Raw genomic sequence first — 14,607 nt, 5'->3', positions numbered from 1 at the left:
GCTTAGGGCGTTGGGTAGACTAAAACGCCATGAGCACCCGCGCAATTGTACCTGTAAAGCTCTCGCTGACCGAGGGCGATTTTTATACCCTCTGGGCACCCAAGTGGCGCCAAAATGGCTCCGAGTGGCAGGCCTTTTTGGGCGATGACGAGGCCGTCCTAGCCTTTAACTCACCCGCCGAGCTGCTGTGCTTCGTGGAGTCTGGCACCAAGCACGATTTGCTGGACCACCCGCAGTGGGACCAGTTTGCCGGCCGCGATGCGGACCGCGTTACCCCGACTGAGCGGAATGAATATGATCTCATCGGCATGCCAGAGGCGCTGGCTGGTCGCCCGAGCCACCAGAACGTATCCACGGTGGCCCGCAACCTGGAGATAGCCTCCGCGCTTGCCGACGTCGCCGGTGCAGAGCACACCACCATCTTCTTCGCCTCCCACTCCATCTTGCGCAATGTCTCCCGCGGCGCCGACCACTACTCCGGCGAACAGGGCATGAGCGAGTGGTCCGGCGTGGGCCACGTCATCGCCGGCAACTGGAAGAAGGTCATCGAGGACCTGGATGAGCACGTCCGCGTGGTCTCCAGCGATGACTTTGATGCGGCCAAGGTTTCCGATGCCAAGGAGCGCATCTCTTCTGCTGCTGCCGCCTCCGCTGCAGCGGCCAAGGAAGCCGAGGAGAAGCGCAAGGCCGCCGCCGAGGCCGCTGACCCGTACGATAACTCCCCGTGGGCCGCCGCCGGCATCGATCCCATCAAGATAACCGCGCAGTCCAAGTCCGTCTACACCCTGCGCACCTACCTGGACGGCAAGCCCATCTTCTTGGGCAAGTGGGGCGAAATCTTCACCTTCGACTCCCCGAAGACCCTCGTGCGCTGGATCATGGACAACGATGACCACGACCTGGCACGCGTATCCACCTGGGAAGAGGTTGTCGCCGCCGCTAATGCCGGCGAGCTAGAAGTTCAGGTCCACCCGGATAACCAGTACTCCTTCAATGGCATCGTGCGTGATATCGAAAAGGGTCCCGAGGCCGTCGATTCCGATCAGATGGCGCGCTGCTATGAGGTATGCGCCGATGCCGCCGACTGGGCCGGCGACGATTCCATTAACTCCTATATGCTGGCCAACCCGCGCCTGCAGGACTACTTGGGCTACATGCTCGGCTCCACCGAGCACGCCGGCTACGTACCGTCCAAGCCATATAACGAGCACGCCGAGTCTTGGAAGGGCTTGGAGGATATGCTCATCAAGCGCTTCTCTAAGTTCTAAACCCACACGGTTCGTACGGTCCCGGCCGCGCGTAGCACATCAGCCGCCCCGCCTTTGTCCCACTGCACAGCAGCTGGACGGTGAGGGGCGGCTTTTTGCGTCTAGCGGCCCGGCGCTTCTTCCTCTTGGCGTCGGGTCCGGTCGCGCATGTATTTATCGAAAATCAGCCACACTATCCCCAAACTGAGTCCAATAATGGAGCGGCCTAGAGTCCCTATTCCAAAGACTCCGCCCAGAATCAGACCGAGAACAATCACGCTGGCGAAAGTTACGACCCACGACACGTGCGTGTTGTATTTCATCGCTCGTGCTCCCTTAGTACGTGACCTTAGAGGTGGCGGCGAAGGTGGTCAATGAGGGCGTCGATAAGCTCGCGCGATTGCGGCGCCTTGGGTTTAATCTGGTCGAAGCCGTGATAGGCGCCGGCCCACACATCCAGGGTGGTGTCCACGCCGGCCGCGTCGAGGGCTTGGGCAAAGGCCACGGATTCATCACAGAAGAGGTCGATGCCACCAACCCCGATCCACGTCGGCGGCAAGCCGGAAAGATCACTGCGCGTGGCCGGCGAAGCATAGGGCGGCAGGTCAACATCCAGGTGGTCATCTCCCAGGTACATGGACCACGCGCCGCGGTTCGGGCCCGCCGTCCAGATGAATTGACCCACCGCACCGGACTTATCCGTGGTGCGGTGATCCAGCATGGGATAGACCAAGCCGAGCGCGCGGACCGGATGGCCCTCATCAAAGGCACGCTGCACCAGACCCGCGGCGAGGCCGCCGCCGGCGCTATCGCCAGCGACCGCGATGCGCGAGGTATCCCCGCCCAGCTTATCGCCGTGTTCTTGCACCCAGCGCAGCGCGGCGTAGCACTCATCATGGTCCGCTGGGAACGGCTCCTGGGTGGATTTGTGGTAGCGCGGGGCCACCACGATGGCGCCGAGCTCAGCCGCCATGCGAGCATTTTGCGGATCGTACATGGCAGGCCCACCGATAAGATGGCCGCCGCCATGCGTCCACACCACCACGGGGCGCGGCCCAGCGGTGGCTGCGCCCTGGGCATCGCCGCGTGGGGTAAGCACGCGGGCGCTAAAGGCGTGGCCATCGAAGGAAGCGGAGAACTCCGTAATATCCACCGCATGCCGCATCGGACGGGAGAAATCGATGCTGGCAAAGAAGCGGCTGGCGCGGGCAAAGGTGGCGTCGGCAAGCAAATGCATCGGCAGGTACAGAACCGGGCTGCGCAGCTCCGGTGCCACCTCACGCAGGTACGGCCGGCGGCTGAGCGCATACGCCGCCATGCCCGCAGCCCCGGCCACTCCAATCAGGGCAGCCTCGGCCTTGAGGACTCGCGAAACGCGCATTTAGAAATCGCGCAGAATGCGCTGTGCCAGCGGCTCAGAGGAAGCCGGGTTCTGGCCGGTGTACAGGTTGCGATCCACGATGACATTCGGGGACATCGGATCGGTCTCCTGGTAATCCGCGCCCAGCTCGCGCAGGCGAGTCTCCAATGCCCACTTAGCGGCAGCGACCATCTTCTCGCCTTCCTCGGCATTGCTAAAGGCGGTCATCTTGTAGCCCTTGAACGGCCAATTCTCATTATCCACTGCCAATAGCGCGGCCGGGGCGTGGCAAACGAGGCCGAGCGCGCGGCCGGAATCCATACGCGCCTGAATAAGCTGGGCAGAATCCTGATCGTAGGCAAGATCCTCCATCGGCCCGTGGCCTCCCGGGTAGAAAATGAGGTCATAGTCCTCCTCATTGACATCGGCCAGGTTCATCGGGTTCTCTAGCGCCACGCCCAACTCTGCCAAGTAATTTTCCTGCGCCATGCGCACGTTATCGGGCAGTACCTCAAGGCTGTACTCATCTACGACGGGAGCCTTCGCCCCCGGGGTGGCGAAGTGGATATCCCAGCCTGCGCCCTGGAAGACGCGGTGCGGGGCAATAAGCTCCTCGGCCCAATAGCCGGTTGGGCGCTTGGTGCCATCGGCCAGTGTCCATTCCTCAGCGGCGGTAACAACAAAAAGTACGGAAGGCATGTAATTCTCCTTTAATCGTTCTATTCTTCAGCGGCGTCTGCAGCATCTGCGAGGGACTCTTCCGTGTCCGGGCCAGCAAGCTCCGGATCAGATAATTCCTCGTATGCTGGCAAGATAACCGTTTCCAGCAGATGCTGCCGTAATTCCTGGTCAGCGAAGGAACTCTCCACCGCTTTGACGGTAAGATCGAAAAATTCCTCCAGCCCGTAGCCAAAGGTCTCACTCAGCGCGAGGAACTGCTTGGTCAAGGTAGACTCGCCCGAGGAAATGGTGCAGGTAAAACCCAGCTGTTGCAGCAGCGGCAGTGGGTGGTCGGTCAGCTCCTCGGCCTCCTCCAGTGGGGTAAAGACCAGGGGAATATGGCGGTCACGGATGTAGCCAGATGCCTTGCCCGGCACGATGCCTTCAATATTCGCAGTGAAGTCATCGATCATATTCACCGGGTGGATAAGGCGGTTCACGCCGGCCTGGGCGGCGCGCTCCACCTCTGCGAAGTCCTCTCCCACCAGGATCTGGGTGGGCAGGTATGCGGCGCGGAAGTCTGCGGCCGCGCCCGCTTGGTCCTGAGGCAGGTTGTAGCCCACCACGGGGGCGTCGTCAGGCACTACTGCCTCAGGGGCCGTGCCGGCGAGGACGAGGCGGGAGTCGAGGGAAGGAATGCGGGCTGCACCGGCGGCTTCGACAACCGCGGCAGCGTCTAGGCCGATCTCTGCTGGATCCAGGTGCAGTTCCGCATAGACCACACCATCGGCGGCCAAGGCTTCGTAGCGCTCGCGGATGGTCGCGGTAAGTTCCTCCGGCGCGGTGGCCGTGGAGGAAATAGTCTCAAAGAGGGAGACCTTAGGAAGCTTGGCCACCACGTCGGCGGCGGAGTCCTTGTTTTCAGGGCTAATCAAAGGCGCGTCATGCATGCGTCCCATCGTAGGCACGGGCCTAAGATGTGTCATGTCATGAAAAGAATTATCGCTAGTTCTCTCGTTGCTGTCCTGCTCAGCGGCGCACCGCTCGCGCTGGCGGAAGAGCCGGAAACTACTACCACCACGCGCACCACCGCCCCGGATACCGATAAGTGCCCGCACGCCGAGCGCCCGGAAAAGGCCACCACCACCTCGGAGCGCCTCGCTCCGGGGCAGGCCTCCCCCACCCCGCTGCCGCCGGTGGAGAGCGATGAGGCCTGTGGCACCACCCTGCCCGAAGGCTTCAAGGTGGACAAGGATGTGGTGGCCGCGGCGTGGATGGTCTCCGATATCGACACCGGCGAAATCATCGCGATGAAGGACCCTAACGGTCGCTACCGGCCGGCCTCCATCATCAAGGCGCTGCTGGCGCTGGTGGTCATCGACGAGCTGGATCTCCACCAGAAGGTCGAGGTAGGCGAAGAATCTGCGCAGATCGATGGTTCGGCGGTGGGCATCGGTCCCGGCGGCAAGTACACGGTGGAGCAGCTCCTGCAGGGGCTACTGATGGCCTCTGGCAACGATGCCGCCCACGCGCTGGCTCAAGAACTAGGCGGGGATGAGGCTACGTTGCGCAAGGTCAATGAGAAAGCGGCTGAAATTGGTACGAATTCCACCTACGCGGCCAGCTACTCCGGGCTCGATGCCCCGGGAATGTCTACCTCGGCCGAGGATATTTCCCGCATTTACCGCGCGGCCTTCGGCAACCCGATTTTTGCGCGCATCGTTGATACGGAGTCTGTCGATTTCCCCGGTTGGGGCGACTTTGATGGCTATCAATTAGGAAACGATAATGGTCTCTTCCTCAACGACCCTGATGGCATTGGCGGCAAGACGGGCTTTACCGACGATGCGCACCATACCTTCGTCGGCGCGCTGGACCGCAACGGCCGGCGCTTGCAGGCGGTCCTGCTCGATACCACCGTGGAGCATGGCCCGCGTGCCTGGGAGCAGGCCCAAAAGCTCTTGCATGAGGCCTATAAGGTTGCCCCTGGTGAGGGCGTAGGCCAGCTGCTTGCCGACGCCGCCTCCCCCACTTCCCCCGCACCGACGCCGGCACCCGATGCCCAGGTACAATCTGCCAACTCCTCTTTAGCTGGGGTGCAGGGGTGGCTCGGCTGGGTAATCGCTGGCGCTGTAGCTTTATTGGCTATTTGCGTGGGTGCTTTTTCACTACTTCGGCGTTAGCCCACTCATCGTGGGAGCCGCGGCGGTTATTATTCTCCGTAATGGTGAAGGTGTGTACGCCGGCGCCCACCCAACTGGCGAAGGTACCGGGGCCCGGCACGATATTGATGAGGCGCCACCACTGACGCTTTGCGGACTGGGTGAGGCTAAGCCGCTCTTTGGTATCGACATCGCGCACTGTGTAGCCCATCAGCAGCTTGGCCGGGCTGGCGCCGAGCCAACACTCGGTGCCCAAAACGTAGAGCAGCAAGATGATGACACCGCCGATAAACGTCGACAGCTCATCCACACCGCCGGAGAGCAGCGCGCCGCCGAAGCTACCGCTGATGAGCGAGAAAAAGAATAGGTCCAAAATGGCCATTCCAATGCGCGCATCTTGACCGGCGCGCTGACTAATTTCAGGCGCTGGGGGTTGAATCAGGGGTGCGGGCACGAACGCGTTCGCCGTCGCCGGTGGGAAAGCATTGTGCTGTGGTGCGAAGGGATTGCGTGAATATGGCGACCCATAAGGGCTAGCAGTCTGCGCAAATCGTGGCTCTTGGTTAGCGTGGCGCCCCGGTCCTGCCGCCTGACCGGGTTGGAAAGACTGAGCCTGCTGCGGCTGCTGGGGCCGCGGGCTCCACTGGCCAACCGCGCTCAGCTGACCTAAATCACCCCATGTGGGGCGAAGCCCTGCCCCACACGCCTTATCGTATTCCGCACGCTTTGCAGCAGACCCCAAAACACTTGCGGCGATGCGCAGCTGCGCACGCCGCGAATCCTCAACGTCTCGGCCCTGCTGCTCTAGCAACAAATCCTTGGACTCCAATAAGACTAAAAGTTCCCGCTCGCTATCGCGGCGGTCTAGTCCCCATTCTTCATAAAGATTCGGTGCGATGTCATTGGCGTTCATAGTGTTCTACCTTAAAGCCGAATGGCTGCGGCGTCCTCACCCCTTAGGAGGAGATTTACTTACGGCGCAGCAAGCTAATCGCACCCACGGCCGCAGCACCCAAAGCAGCACCAATGCCGAAGGTCGCGCCCGCCGGTGCGCCTTCCTTGACCTCGTTGCGCACGCGAATAACAGCTGGCTCAGGGACGGGCGGGTGCGCAAACTTCAGGGACTCGGCGGTGGTGGCGGTCCACGCGGAGATATACAGCACCACGCGCCAAATCAGGTACATGACCACCATGAGCACGATGACTGGGCCGAAGACCGCGCCGGCCGGGCTGCCGGTAGCAGAGGACATGATGACCGTAGACAGTTGCTTGAGCAGCTCGAAAGCCACCGCACCGATGGCCGCGCCGATAAGACCAGACTTCTTCGGCACCTTGGTGCGCGGCAGGATCATAATCATCCACCACATGACGATGAAGTTGGCCAACAAGCCCACTGCCAAGCCAACAAAGAAAATCACAAAGTTCATACCCGGGAAAGACTCGATGCCGACCCACTCGAAAATCTTCTGGGTGAGACCAGAAGAACCGGCGGCAGTCACGCCAAAGGCGATGAGGAACGCCACGATAAGACCGATGAGGCCTACCAGGTCAGAGAGCTTCTTCTTTAGAAAGGAACCGCCTTCGTTGGCATCGATACCCCACATGGCCGAAATACCAATGCGCAGGTTATTCATCCAGCCCAGTCCGGACCACAGGGTGGTCAAACCACCAATGCCAAACATGGCGCCGCGCTGCTCAATGGCGGTATCAAGAATCTCGTTGACCGTATCGCCCATATCGCCATCTAGGGAGCTGGTGATTTGGGACTGCAAGTCATTGAGCAAGTCCTCGCGATTAGCCAAGACCGCGGCGACGGTAGCCACGATCAGCATCGCGAGCGGGAAGATAGACAGCACCGAGTAATAGGTGATGCCGGCGGCAAATTGATTGCCGCCTTCTGCACCATAGCGCTCGTTCATGCGCATCAGGTGATCAACGAATCCTGACTTGGCGCGGATCTTATCTACCGCACCAGGATCATCGGCATTGGCGCGTTCGATGCCGTAGTGGTCCGTCTTCTTCGAGGAGGATTGCGTGGTGGTAGGCACGTGCTTCCCTTCTTGCTCGCACAGTTTTTATCTCAACTAGAGTAACTGGCAAATGCCCACTTGTCCCTTTGTGGGGTGGTGCACGGGGGAAGCAGCCGCCGACTACTTGCGCAGGCGAGGAAGGAAGCCGACCTTCTTATAGACGTCGTCGACAAGCGGCTGGGCAATCTCTTGCGCCGTCTCTGCGCCCTTGGCCAAGATGCGCTCGAGCTCGCCGCGGTCAGCCATCAGCTCATCAAAGCGTGCCTTGAGCGGGGTGGTAAATTCCTGCAGCGCATCTGCGGTATCGACTTTGAGGTGGCCATAGCCCTGGCCGGCGTACTTCTCCACCAAGGAATCGATGGATTCACCGGTCAGCGCGGACTGGATGACCAACAGGTTAGATACGCCCGGCTGATTTTCGCGGTCAAAGGCTACCGAACCCAAGTCATCCGTTACCGCAGATTTGATGCGCTTGGCCGAGGTCTTCGGCGGGTCCAAGAGATTGACCAAGCCCTTGGGGTTGGCACCGGACTTAGACATCTTGGAAGTCGGCTCCTGCAGGTCATAAATCTTGGCCGCCCCCTCTGGGATAAACGGCTCGGGCACCTTGAAGGTATCGCCGTACTTATTGTTGAAACGCTCGGCTAGGTTGCGGGTCAACTCCAGGTGCTGGCGCTGGTCCTCGCCTACCGGCACATAATCCGGCGAGTACAGCAAAATATCTGCGGCCATGAGGATCGGGTAGGTAAATAGACCCACCGAGGTGCGATCCGAGCCCTGCTTGGCGGACTTATCCTTGAACTGGGTCATGCGGGAGGCCTCGCCAAAACCGGTGAGGCACTGCAATACCCAGGTCAGCTCCGCGTGGGCGGGCACGTGCGACTGCACGAAGAGCGTGGACTTTTCCGGATCAATGCCCAAGGCAATGAGCTGTGCGGCACCCGCGATGGTGCGGTTGCGCAGCTCCTCCGGATTTTGCTCCACGGTGATCGCGTGCAGGTCAGGGATGAAGTAGAAGGCGTCATAGCCGTCCTGCAGGTTAATCCACTGCTTGAGCGCTCCCAGGTAATTACCCAGGTGATAGGAATCAGCGGTGGGTTGGATACCGGACAGGACGCGGGAAACGGTGGAATTGTCTGCAGTCATGGTGCCTTATCCTACCCCCTAGCCTCGCCGCGCGGTTCACATCCTTCCCCGGCGCCGCCTGAGCGAGGGATCGAAAAAATCCCCTACCCGTAGGGCAGGGGAAGCGGCGCAAGAACTTAAATCTTGCGGGAGGTGGGGCTGACAACATCCATAAAGATGGCAAAGCCCGCAACCATCAGCGCGCCGCCCACGCCCATCAGCACGATGGGGCCGAGGAAAGCGAAGGACGGACCAACAACGGTCCACCACCAGATGCTCAGGCCGAGGATTACAGCGCCGAGGACGAAAGAAATAATTGCGCGAGCCATGAACTTTCTCCGTTGCAGATTACTGAATTTTTTGACTTACCTATACTAGCACTACTGCTTGTGTTTGGGTGCCTTGCGCTTGCCGACGTCCCCCTTATTAAAGCTCCACTGCTGCTCCACGTCTACTCCCCTCGCCCCTGGCGAGTGCCGGCCGCTCGGCCGCGTAATCGACTGCTGCTTCGGCCGGCGCGCGATGCGGTTGCTCGACATATCGCTGTAGTCCGTTCCTTCAGCCGCCGTAGAAAACGCTCGAGACTTTTTCCTAAACGTCCGGCTCAAGGGGCGGCTTAGCGGCCGAGTCAGCGGGCGCGTGATCGGGCTGGCATAGCGCGTGGCCGCACCCGCCTTGCGCTTGGCCTTGCGGGCGCCATCGCGCACGATGCGCGCGGACAACCGCAGGCGCGGGTCCATCTGCTGCTCGGCGTCGCGATATTCAAAGACGGGCAATCCCTTCTTGAAGTAAATCGCGGCCAAGCGGGCGATAAAGCACACTGCGGCGGTGATAATCGCGGTCGGTTCCTCGGCCAGGCCACTGTGGTACAGCGCCATAAATAGCGCCGCGGCGAGCACCGAGATTGCGGCGTAGAACTCGCCGGAAAAGACCAACGGGATGCGGTCTGAAAGCAGGTCGCGCAGCACGCCGCCAAAGACGCCAGAAATCACCGCGGAGACCGAGGCAATGATGAACCCGTGACCTAAATGGACTGCAATTTGGGTGCCGAGCACCGAAAAGACCGCAAGACCCAGGGCATCCAAGATGAGGAAGAGGTGGCGGAAGTAGTGCATGAGGAAGGACATGCCCACCGTCACCACGGCCGCCACGATGACGATCACCAAATAGATAGGGTGCTCAACCCAGGTAAAGGGAGGATCATCGAGGATCATATCGCGCACTGTGCCGCCGCCCAGCGCCGTCATGGAGGCGATCATCGTGACGCCAAAAAGATCGAGCTTTTGGCGGCCGGCGGACAATGCGGCGGTCATGGACTCGGCCGTAATACCAACTACATACAGGACGCTAAATAGTGGCGTCATCAGCGGTACTCCACCAGCAGTGGGGAATGGTCGGACCAACGCTGCTCCACGGTAGGGGCCTTATCCACCCAGGTGCGCTGCGCGCGCTCCAGCATCGGGCGGGTGGCCGCCTGGTAATCGATGCGCCACCCGGCGTTGTTATTAAACGCCTGGCCGCGATAGGTCCACCAGGTATAAGGACCGTCTTCTTCTGGGTGCAGGCGGCGGGCGACGTCGAACCACTGCGGTTCTGCGGCCGGAGCCCACGGCTCGCCGCCAGCGTATTCGACCACGCCCTGCCACTGCCCCAGGTTCTTCTTCTCCTGTGGCTTGTCATCCGGAAACACGCCAAAGACGTGATCCATGAAGGCGCGCTCCTCCGGCAGGTGGCCGGCCTTCTTTTCGTTCGCCTTATTATTTTTCAGGTCCTGGGCGCGGTGGCAGATATTCCAGTCGCCGCCGATGACCATGTCGGCCGGGCTGCCATCAGAATTCGTGCGCGCCGCGTTCTCCGCTAGCACATCCTGGAACTCATCCAAAAAGCGGTACTTTTCATCCAACTTCGGCGAACCGGTATCGCCGGAGGGCAGGTACAAGGAAGCGACGCGGATATCGCGGGTGGTCGCAGCGATCCAGCGGCCGGCGTCGGTAAAGGAGCCGAAACCCACTTCGACGTCGGCAAGCGGGGTGCGAGACAGGATGCCTACGCCGGCGCGGCCCTTTGCGGCGGCGTCGGCAAGAGCTAAGTGCCAGCCCGCCTCTAGGGCTGGGGCCAGGGCTTTTTCGGCCTGCTCCGGGGTTGCGCGCACCTCCTGCATGAGCACGATATCGGCCGGAGTCTCCTCCAGCCAGGCGTTCATACCGGGGTTATTTTCATTGCGCTGCTTGCACGCAGCGCGGATTCCGTTGACATTAACGCTCGCGATGGTAAGGGTCATGCCAACAGCATATCGGTATGCCTAGGCGCGGCGAGAAAGGCGCTTTTTATCCCACATCGTCGCAGCCCATACCAGGCAACCCGCAGCCGCCAGGCCGGCACCCGCCAGCGCCGGGGCGGAGTAGCCCAAGCCGGCGCCCACGACGGCGCCGCCAATGGTCGCACCGGCCGCGTTTGCGATGTTCAGCGCGGACTGGTTAAGGGCTGCGGCCAAAGTCTGGGCGTCGCCAGCCACATGCACCAAGCGCAGCTGCAGCGAAGGCACCAGGGTAGAGCCCATAAACGCCACGCAGCCAAAACATAAGGTAGCGGGGATGGCATGGCTGGAAAGGAAGTAGAAGGCCGTCAGGATAACGATGAGGCAGGCCAAGGCAAAGATGATGCCAAACTCCAGGTTGCGGTCAGCCAGCCAGCCGCCAAAGGCATTGCCGATGGTCATGCCGATGCCATAGGCCATGAGTACCACCCAGATGAGGCTCTGATCCATGCCAGCGACCTCGGTCATGGTCCACGAAATATAGGTATAGACGGAGAACATGCCACCAAAGCCGACCACACCCATGATGACGGTGAACCACACCTGGCTGTTTTTGAACGCACCGAATTCGGTGCGGATATCGGTCTGCTTCATCTCCGTCATGTGCGGCATCAGGAAGAACAACGCAATGGCGGTGACAATACCCAAGGCCACGACCACCAAGTAGGCCGCCTGCCAGCCCAGCGCGGAGCCGAGGGCTTGGGCGGCCGGCACACCAATAACCGTGGCGATGGCCAGGCCCATGCCCACATAAGCCATGGCCTTGCCTCGGCCTCCTGGAGGAGCCATGGATGCGGCAGAAAGGTTAGCCACGGAGAAATAAGCGCCGTGCGGCATGCCCGCAATGAAGCGTGCAATCATGAGGATGGCGTAATTCGGTGCCAAGACCGAGAGGAGGTTACCCACCACGAGGAAGCCGATGAGCAGCAGGATGAGCCGGCGGCGCGGCAGCTTGCCGGTAAATGCCGCAATCAGCGGGGCGCCGACCACCACGCCCATGGCATAGATGGTGATGAGCGTGGAGGCGTTTTCTTCCGAAATGCCAAAATCATCTGCAATAAGCGGCAGCAGGCCCATGGACACGAACTCCGTCGTGCCGATGGCAAACGCGCCTAGGGCCATGGCCACCATGACGATGGCGCGGCGGCGGGCGGTAATCTCCGTTTGCAAAGGCAGTGGACGGCGGCGAACGCGGTGTTCGTGTGCGCTGCGCGGGCTGAGCTCGTCGATGATTTTCATGAAGAGTGAGGGTACACCCCACGTTTAGCTGTAGCATGCCCGCAGCGGGTGGTCGTGAATATCTCCACCCCGCCTGCGCATGGGTGATAATTACCACGCAACCCTTTTCAAGGGGCGGCAAATGGGGGATCACTATCAGCAAACTGGCCCACATGCCGCCCACAAAATCGGTAATCTGGGCACTTGAACAATTTTCCAACGTTATATAGGAGAATCATGGCAAAGATTACGTGGACTCGTACCGATGAGGCGCCGCTGCTGGCGACCTACTCCCTCAAGCCCATCGTGGAGGCCTTCGCTTCCACCGCTGGCATCGACGTGGAAACCCGCGATATCTCGCTGGCCGCCCGCATCGCCGCGCAGTTCCCAGAGCGCCTCACCGAGGAGCAGAAGGTCGAGGACGCCTTGGCGGAGCTGGGCAAGATGGCCAAGACCCCGGAAGCAAATATCATCAAACTGCCGAATATTTCCGCTTCCCTGGTGCAGCTGAAGAAGGCCATCGCCGAGCTGCAGGCCGCCGGCTACGATCTGCCTGATTACCCGGATAATCCTTCCACCGAGGAAGAAAAGGACATCGCCGCCCGCTATGACTCCGTCAAGGGCTCCGCTGTTAACCCGGTGCTGCGCGAGGGCAACTCCGACCGCCGCGCACCGGAGGCCGTGAAGAACTTTGTGAAGAAGCACCCGCACCGCATGGGCGAGTGGTCCAAGGACTCCAAGACCAACGTTGCCACCATGGCGGACAACGACTTCCGCCACAATGAGAAGTCCGTCATTCTGGAAAACGAGGACACCCTGTCCATCGTCCTCAAGACCGCCGATGGCGAGCAGACCCTGCTGCCGGAGCTGCCGGTTCTCAAGGGCGAGGTCATCGACGGTACCTTCATGTCCGCCAAGGCCCTGGATGAGTTCCTCCTCGCACAGGTCAAGCGCGCTAAGGAAGAGGGCGTACTCTTCTCCACCCACCTGAAGGCCACCATGATGAAGGTCTCTGACCCCATCCTCTTCGGCCACGTCGTCCGCGCCTTCTTCGCCGATGTATATGACAAGTACGGCGAGGAGCTGCTGGCTGCCGGCCTCAACGGCGAGAACGGCCTGGGCGCTATTTACGAGGGTCTGAAGAACCTGGACAAGGGCGAGGAAATCAAGGCTGCTTTCGACGCCGCGCTTTCCGACGGCCCCGACCTCGCCATGGTCAACTCCCACAAGGGCATCACCAACCTGCACGTGCCTTCCGACGTCATTATTGACGCCTCCATGCCTGCCATGATCCGCACCTCTGGCCACATGTGGAATAAGAACGACGAGGAGCAGGACACCCTCGCCGTTATCCCGGATTCTTCCTACGCCGGCGTCTACCAGGCCGTTATCGAGGACTGCAAGGAAAACGGCGCCTTCGACCCGACCACCATGGGCACCGTGCCGAACGTGGGCCTTATGGCGCAGAAGGCCGAGGAGTACGGCTCCCACAATAAGACCTTCAAGATCCCGGCTGCGGGCACCGTTGAGGTTCGCAACTCCCAGGGCGAGGTCCTCATCTCCCACGACGTAGAGGAAGGCGATATCTGGCGCGCTTGCCAGACCAAGGACGCCCCGATCCAGGACTGGGTCAAGCTCGCCGTCAACCGCGCTCGCCTGTCCGGCATGAAGACCATCTTCTGGCTCGACCCAGAGCGCGGCCACGACCGCAACATCAAGTCCCTGGTGGAGAAGTACCTTAAGGACCACGACACCGAGGGTCTGGATATCTCCATCGAGGATCCAGTCACCGCTACCAAGACCTCCATCGAGCGCATCCGCCGCGGCGAGGACACCATCTCCGTGACCGGCAACGTGCTACGTGACTACAACACGGACCTCTTCCCCATCCTCGAGCTGGGTACCTCCGCCAAGATGCTGTCTGTAGTTCCACTCATGGCCGGCGGCGGCCTCTTCGAGACCGGTGCGGGCGGCTCCGCCCCGAAGCACGTCCAGCAGGTAGAAGAAGAAAACCACCTGCGCTGGGATTCCCTCGGCGAGTTCCTGGCCCTGGCTGAGTCCTTCCGCCACGAGAAGCAGACCAATGGCAACGAGAAGGCCGGCGTCCTGGCCGCCACCTTGGACAAGGCCACCGAGCGCCTGCTCAATGAGGGCAAGTCCCCGTCCCGCAAGGCTGGCGAAATCGACAACCGCGGTTCCCACTTCTTCCTGGCCACCTTCTGGGCCGAGGAGCTGGCTAACCAGACCGACGATGCCGATCTCGCCGCTGCGTTCAAAGACGTGGCTTCCCAGCTGTCCTCCCAGGCAGACGAGATTGCCCAGGCGCTTGTCGACGCCCAGGGCAACCCCGCCGACCTCGGCGGCTACTACTGGCCAAATGACGAGAAGACCTCTGCCGTCATGCGCCCAGTTGCTCAGTTCAACGAGATCATCGACGGCCTGAAGAAGTAATTCTTCCTAGGCAAAAGCCGCCCCGCAGCGTTTATTG

13 protein-coding genes are annotated in these 14,607 nt (G+C 61.1%); 3 read left to right on the top strand and 10 right to left on the bottom strand.

Going from position 1 to position 14,607, the window contains the following annotated elements; all coding sequences use genetic code 11:
- Positions 1-29 precede the first annotated feature (29 nt).
- Positions 30-1,268 (top strand): hypothetical protein, encoded by a 1,239-nt coding sequence (locus L8V22_RS06185; protein ID WP_238801195.1) that lies wholly within the window; start codon positions 30-32, stop codon positions 1,266-1,268.
- A gap of 328 nt (positions 1,269-1,596) precedes the next feature.
- Here L8V22_RS06185 and L8V22_RS06180 read toward each other — a convergent pair whose 3' ends face one another.
- The 3 genes from L8V22_RS06180 to L8V22_RS06170 are packed head-to-tail and all read right to left on the bottom strand — an operon-like array spanning position 1,597 to position 4,217.
- Positions 1,597-2,628 (bottom strand): alpha/beta hydrolase, encoded by a 1,032-nt coding sequence (locus L8V22_RS06180; RefSeq protein WP_238801194.1) that lies wholly within the window; start codon positions 2,626-2,628, stop codon positions 1,597-1,599.
- On the bottom strand, positions 2,629-3,306 hold the full coding sequence (locus tag L8V22_RS06175; RefSeq protein ID WP_238801193.1) for a type 1 glutamine amidotransferase domain-containing protein: 678 nt from the start codon (positions 3,304-3,306) through the stop codon (positions 2,629-2,631). It lies immediately after the preceding gene.
- A 20-nt stretch (positions 3,307-3,326) separates the two neighbouring features.
- Positions 3,327-4,217: an amidohydrolase family protein gene (locus L8V22_RS06170; protein WP_238801192.1), complete on the bottom strand. Its 891-nt coding sequence runs from the start codon at positions 4,215-4,217 to the stop codon at positions 3,327-3,329.
- Positions 4,218-4,256: 39 nt separating this feature from the next.
- Here L8V22_RS06170 and L8V22_RS06165 point away from each other — a divergent pair, with 39 nt between their 5' ends.
- Positions 4,257-5,450 (top strand): D-alanyl-D-alanine carboxypeptidase family protein, encoded by a 1,194-nt coding sequence (locus L8V22_RS06165; protein ID WP_238801191.1) that lies wholly within the window; start codon positions 4,257-4,259, stop codon positions 5,448-5,450.
- Here the strand turns inward: L8V22_RS06165 and L8V22_RS06160 are convergent.
- From L8V22_RS06160 to L8V22_RS06130, 7 genes are all read right to left on the bottom strand, one after another.
- Positions 5,413-6,342: an RDD family protein gene (locus L8V22_RS06160; RefSeq protein ID WP_238801190.1), complete on the bottom strand. Its 930-nt coding sequence runs from the start codon at positions 6,340-6,342 to the stop codon at positions 5,413-5,415. The genes L8V22_RS06165 and L8V22_RS06160 overlap by 38 nt on opposite strands.
- Positions 6,343-6,397: 55 nt before the next feature.
- On the bottom strand, positions 6,398-7,477 hold the full coding sequence (locus L8V22_RS06155) for a YhjD/YihY/BrkB family envelope integrity protein (protein ID WP_238801189.1): 1,080 nt from the start codon (positions 7,475-7,477) through the stop codon (positions 6,398-6,400).
- 102 nt (positions 7,478-7,579) lie between these two features.
- On the bottom strand, positions 7,580-8,605 hold the full coding sequence (gene trpS / locus L8V22_RS06150; protein WP_238801188.1) for a tryptophan--tRNA ligase: 1,026 nt from the start codon (positions 8,603-8,605) through the stop codon (positions 7,580-7,582).
- Positions 8,606-8,721: 116 nt separating this feature from the next.
- Positions 8,722-8,913: a hypothetical protein gene (locus L8V22_RS06145; RefSeq protein WP_049378073.1), complete on the bottom strand. Its 192-nt coding sequence runs from the start codon at positions 8,911-8,913 to the stop codon at positions 8,722-8,724.
- A gap of 51 nt (positions 8,914-8,964) precedes the next feature.
- Positions 8,965-9,948: a trimeric intracellular cation channel family protein gene (locus L8V22_RS06140; protein ID WP_238801187.1), complete on the bottom strand. Its 984-nt coding sequence runs from the start codon at positions 9,946-9,948 to the stop codon at positions 8,965-8,967.
- Positions 9,948-10,865 carry an exodeoxyribonuclease III gene (locus L8V22_RS06135; protein ID WP_238801186.1) on the bottom strand — a complete coding sequence of 306 codons (918 nt, stop codon included), beginning with the start codon at positions 10,863-10,865 and terminating at the stop codon, positions 9,948-9,950. The genes L8V22_RS06140 and L8V22_RS06135 overlap by 1 nt, the downstream gene beginning before the upstream one ends.
- 21 nt (positions 10,866-10,886) lie before the next feature.
- Positions 10,887-12,140 (bottom strand): MFS transporter, encoded by a 1,254-nt coding sequence (locus L8V22_RS06130; protein WP_238801185.1) that lies wholly within the window; start codon positions 12,138-12,140, stop codon positions 10,887-10,889.
- Between the two features lie 216 nt (positions 12,141-12,356).
- Here L8V22_RS06130 and L8V22_RS06125 point away from each other — a divergent pair, with 216 nt between their 5' ends.
- Positions 12,357-14,570, top strand: coding sequence for an NADP-dependent isocitrate dehydrogenase (locus L8V22_RS06125; protein WP_238801184.1), 2,214 nt, complete (start codon positions 12,357-12,359; stop codon positions 14,568-14,570).
- Positions 14,571-14,607 lie beyond the last annotated feature (37 nt).

The sequence above is a fragment of the Corynebacterium yonathiae genome (genome assembly GCF_027570195.1).
GTDB lineage: Bacteria > Actinomycetota > Actinomycetes > Mycobacteriales > Mycobacteriaceae > Corynebacterium > Corynebacterium yonathiae.
The sequence above is the reverse complement of the archived record's forward strand: the minus strand, read 5'-3'. Positions and strand labels throughout refer to the sequence as shown.

Bases quoted from the DNA above. Each gene is read 5' to 3' on its own strand.
- L8V22_RS06140 (WP_238801187.1), bottom strand. From the start codon at position 9,948: ATGACGCCACTATTTAGCGTCCTGTATGTAGTTGGTATTACGGCCGAG.
- L8V22_RS06135 (WP_238801186.1), bottom strand. From the start codon at position 10,865: ATGACCCTTACCATCGCGAGCGTTAATGTCAACGGAATCCGCGCTGCG.
- L8V22_RS06180 (WP_238801194.1), bottom strand. From the start codon at position 2,628: ATGCGCGTTTCGCGAGTCCTCAAGGCCGAGGCTGCCCTGATTGGAGTG.
- L8V22_RS06160 (WP_238801190.1), bottom strand. From the start codon at position 6,342: ATGAACGCCAATGACATCGCACCGAATCTTTATGAAGAATGGGGACTA.
- L8V22_RS06165 (WP_238801191.1), top strand. From the start codon at position 4,257: ATGAAAAGAATTATCGCTAGTTCTCTCGTTGCTGTCCTGCTCAGCGGC.
- L8V22_RS06130 (WP_238801185.1), bottom strand. From the start codon at position 12,140: ATGAAAATCATCGACGAGCTCAGCCCGCGCAGCGCACACGAACACCGC.
- L8V22_RS06170 (WP_238801192.1), bottom strand. From the start codon at position 4,217: ATGCATGACGCGCCTTTGATTAGCCCTGAAAACAAGGACTCCGCCGCC.
- L8V22_RS06175 (WP_238801193.1), bottom strand. From the start codon at position 3,306: ATGCCTTCCGTACTTTTTGTTGTTACCGCCGCTGAGGAATGGACACTG.
- L8V22_RS06185 (WP_238801195.1), top strand. From the start codon at position 30: ATGAGCACCCGCGCAATTGTACCTGTAAAGCTCTCGCTGACCGAGGGC.
- L8V22_RS06125 (WP_238801184.1), top strand. From the start codon at position 12,357: ATGGCAAAGATTACGTGGACTCGTACCGATGAGGCGCCGCTGCTGGCG.
- L8V22_RS06145 (WP_049378073.1), bottom strand. From the start codon at position 8,913: ATGGCTCGCGCAATTATTTCTTTCGTCCTCGGCGCTGTAATCCTCGGC.
- trpS (WP_238801188.1), bottom strand. From the start codon at position 8,605: ATGACTGCAGACAATTCCACCGTTTCCCGCGTCCTGTCCGGTATCCAA.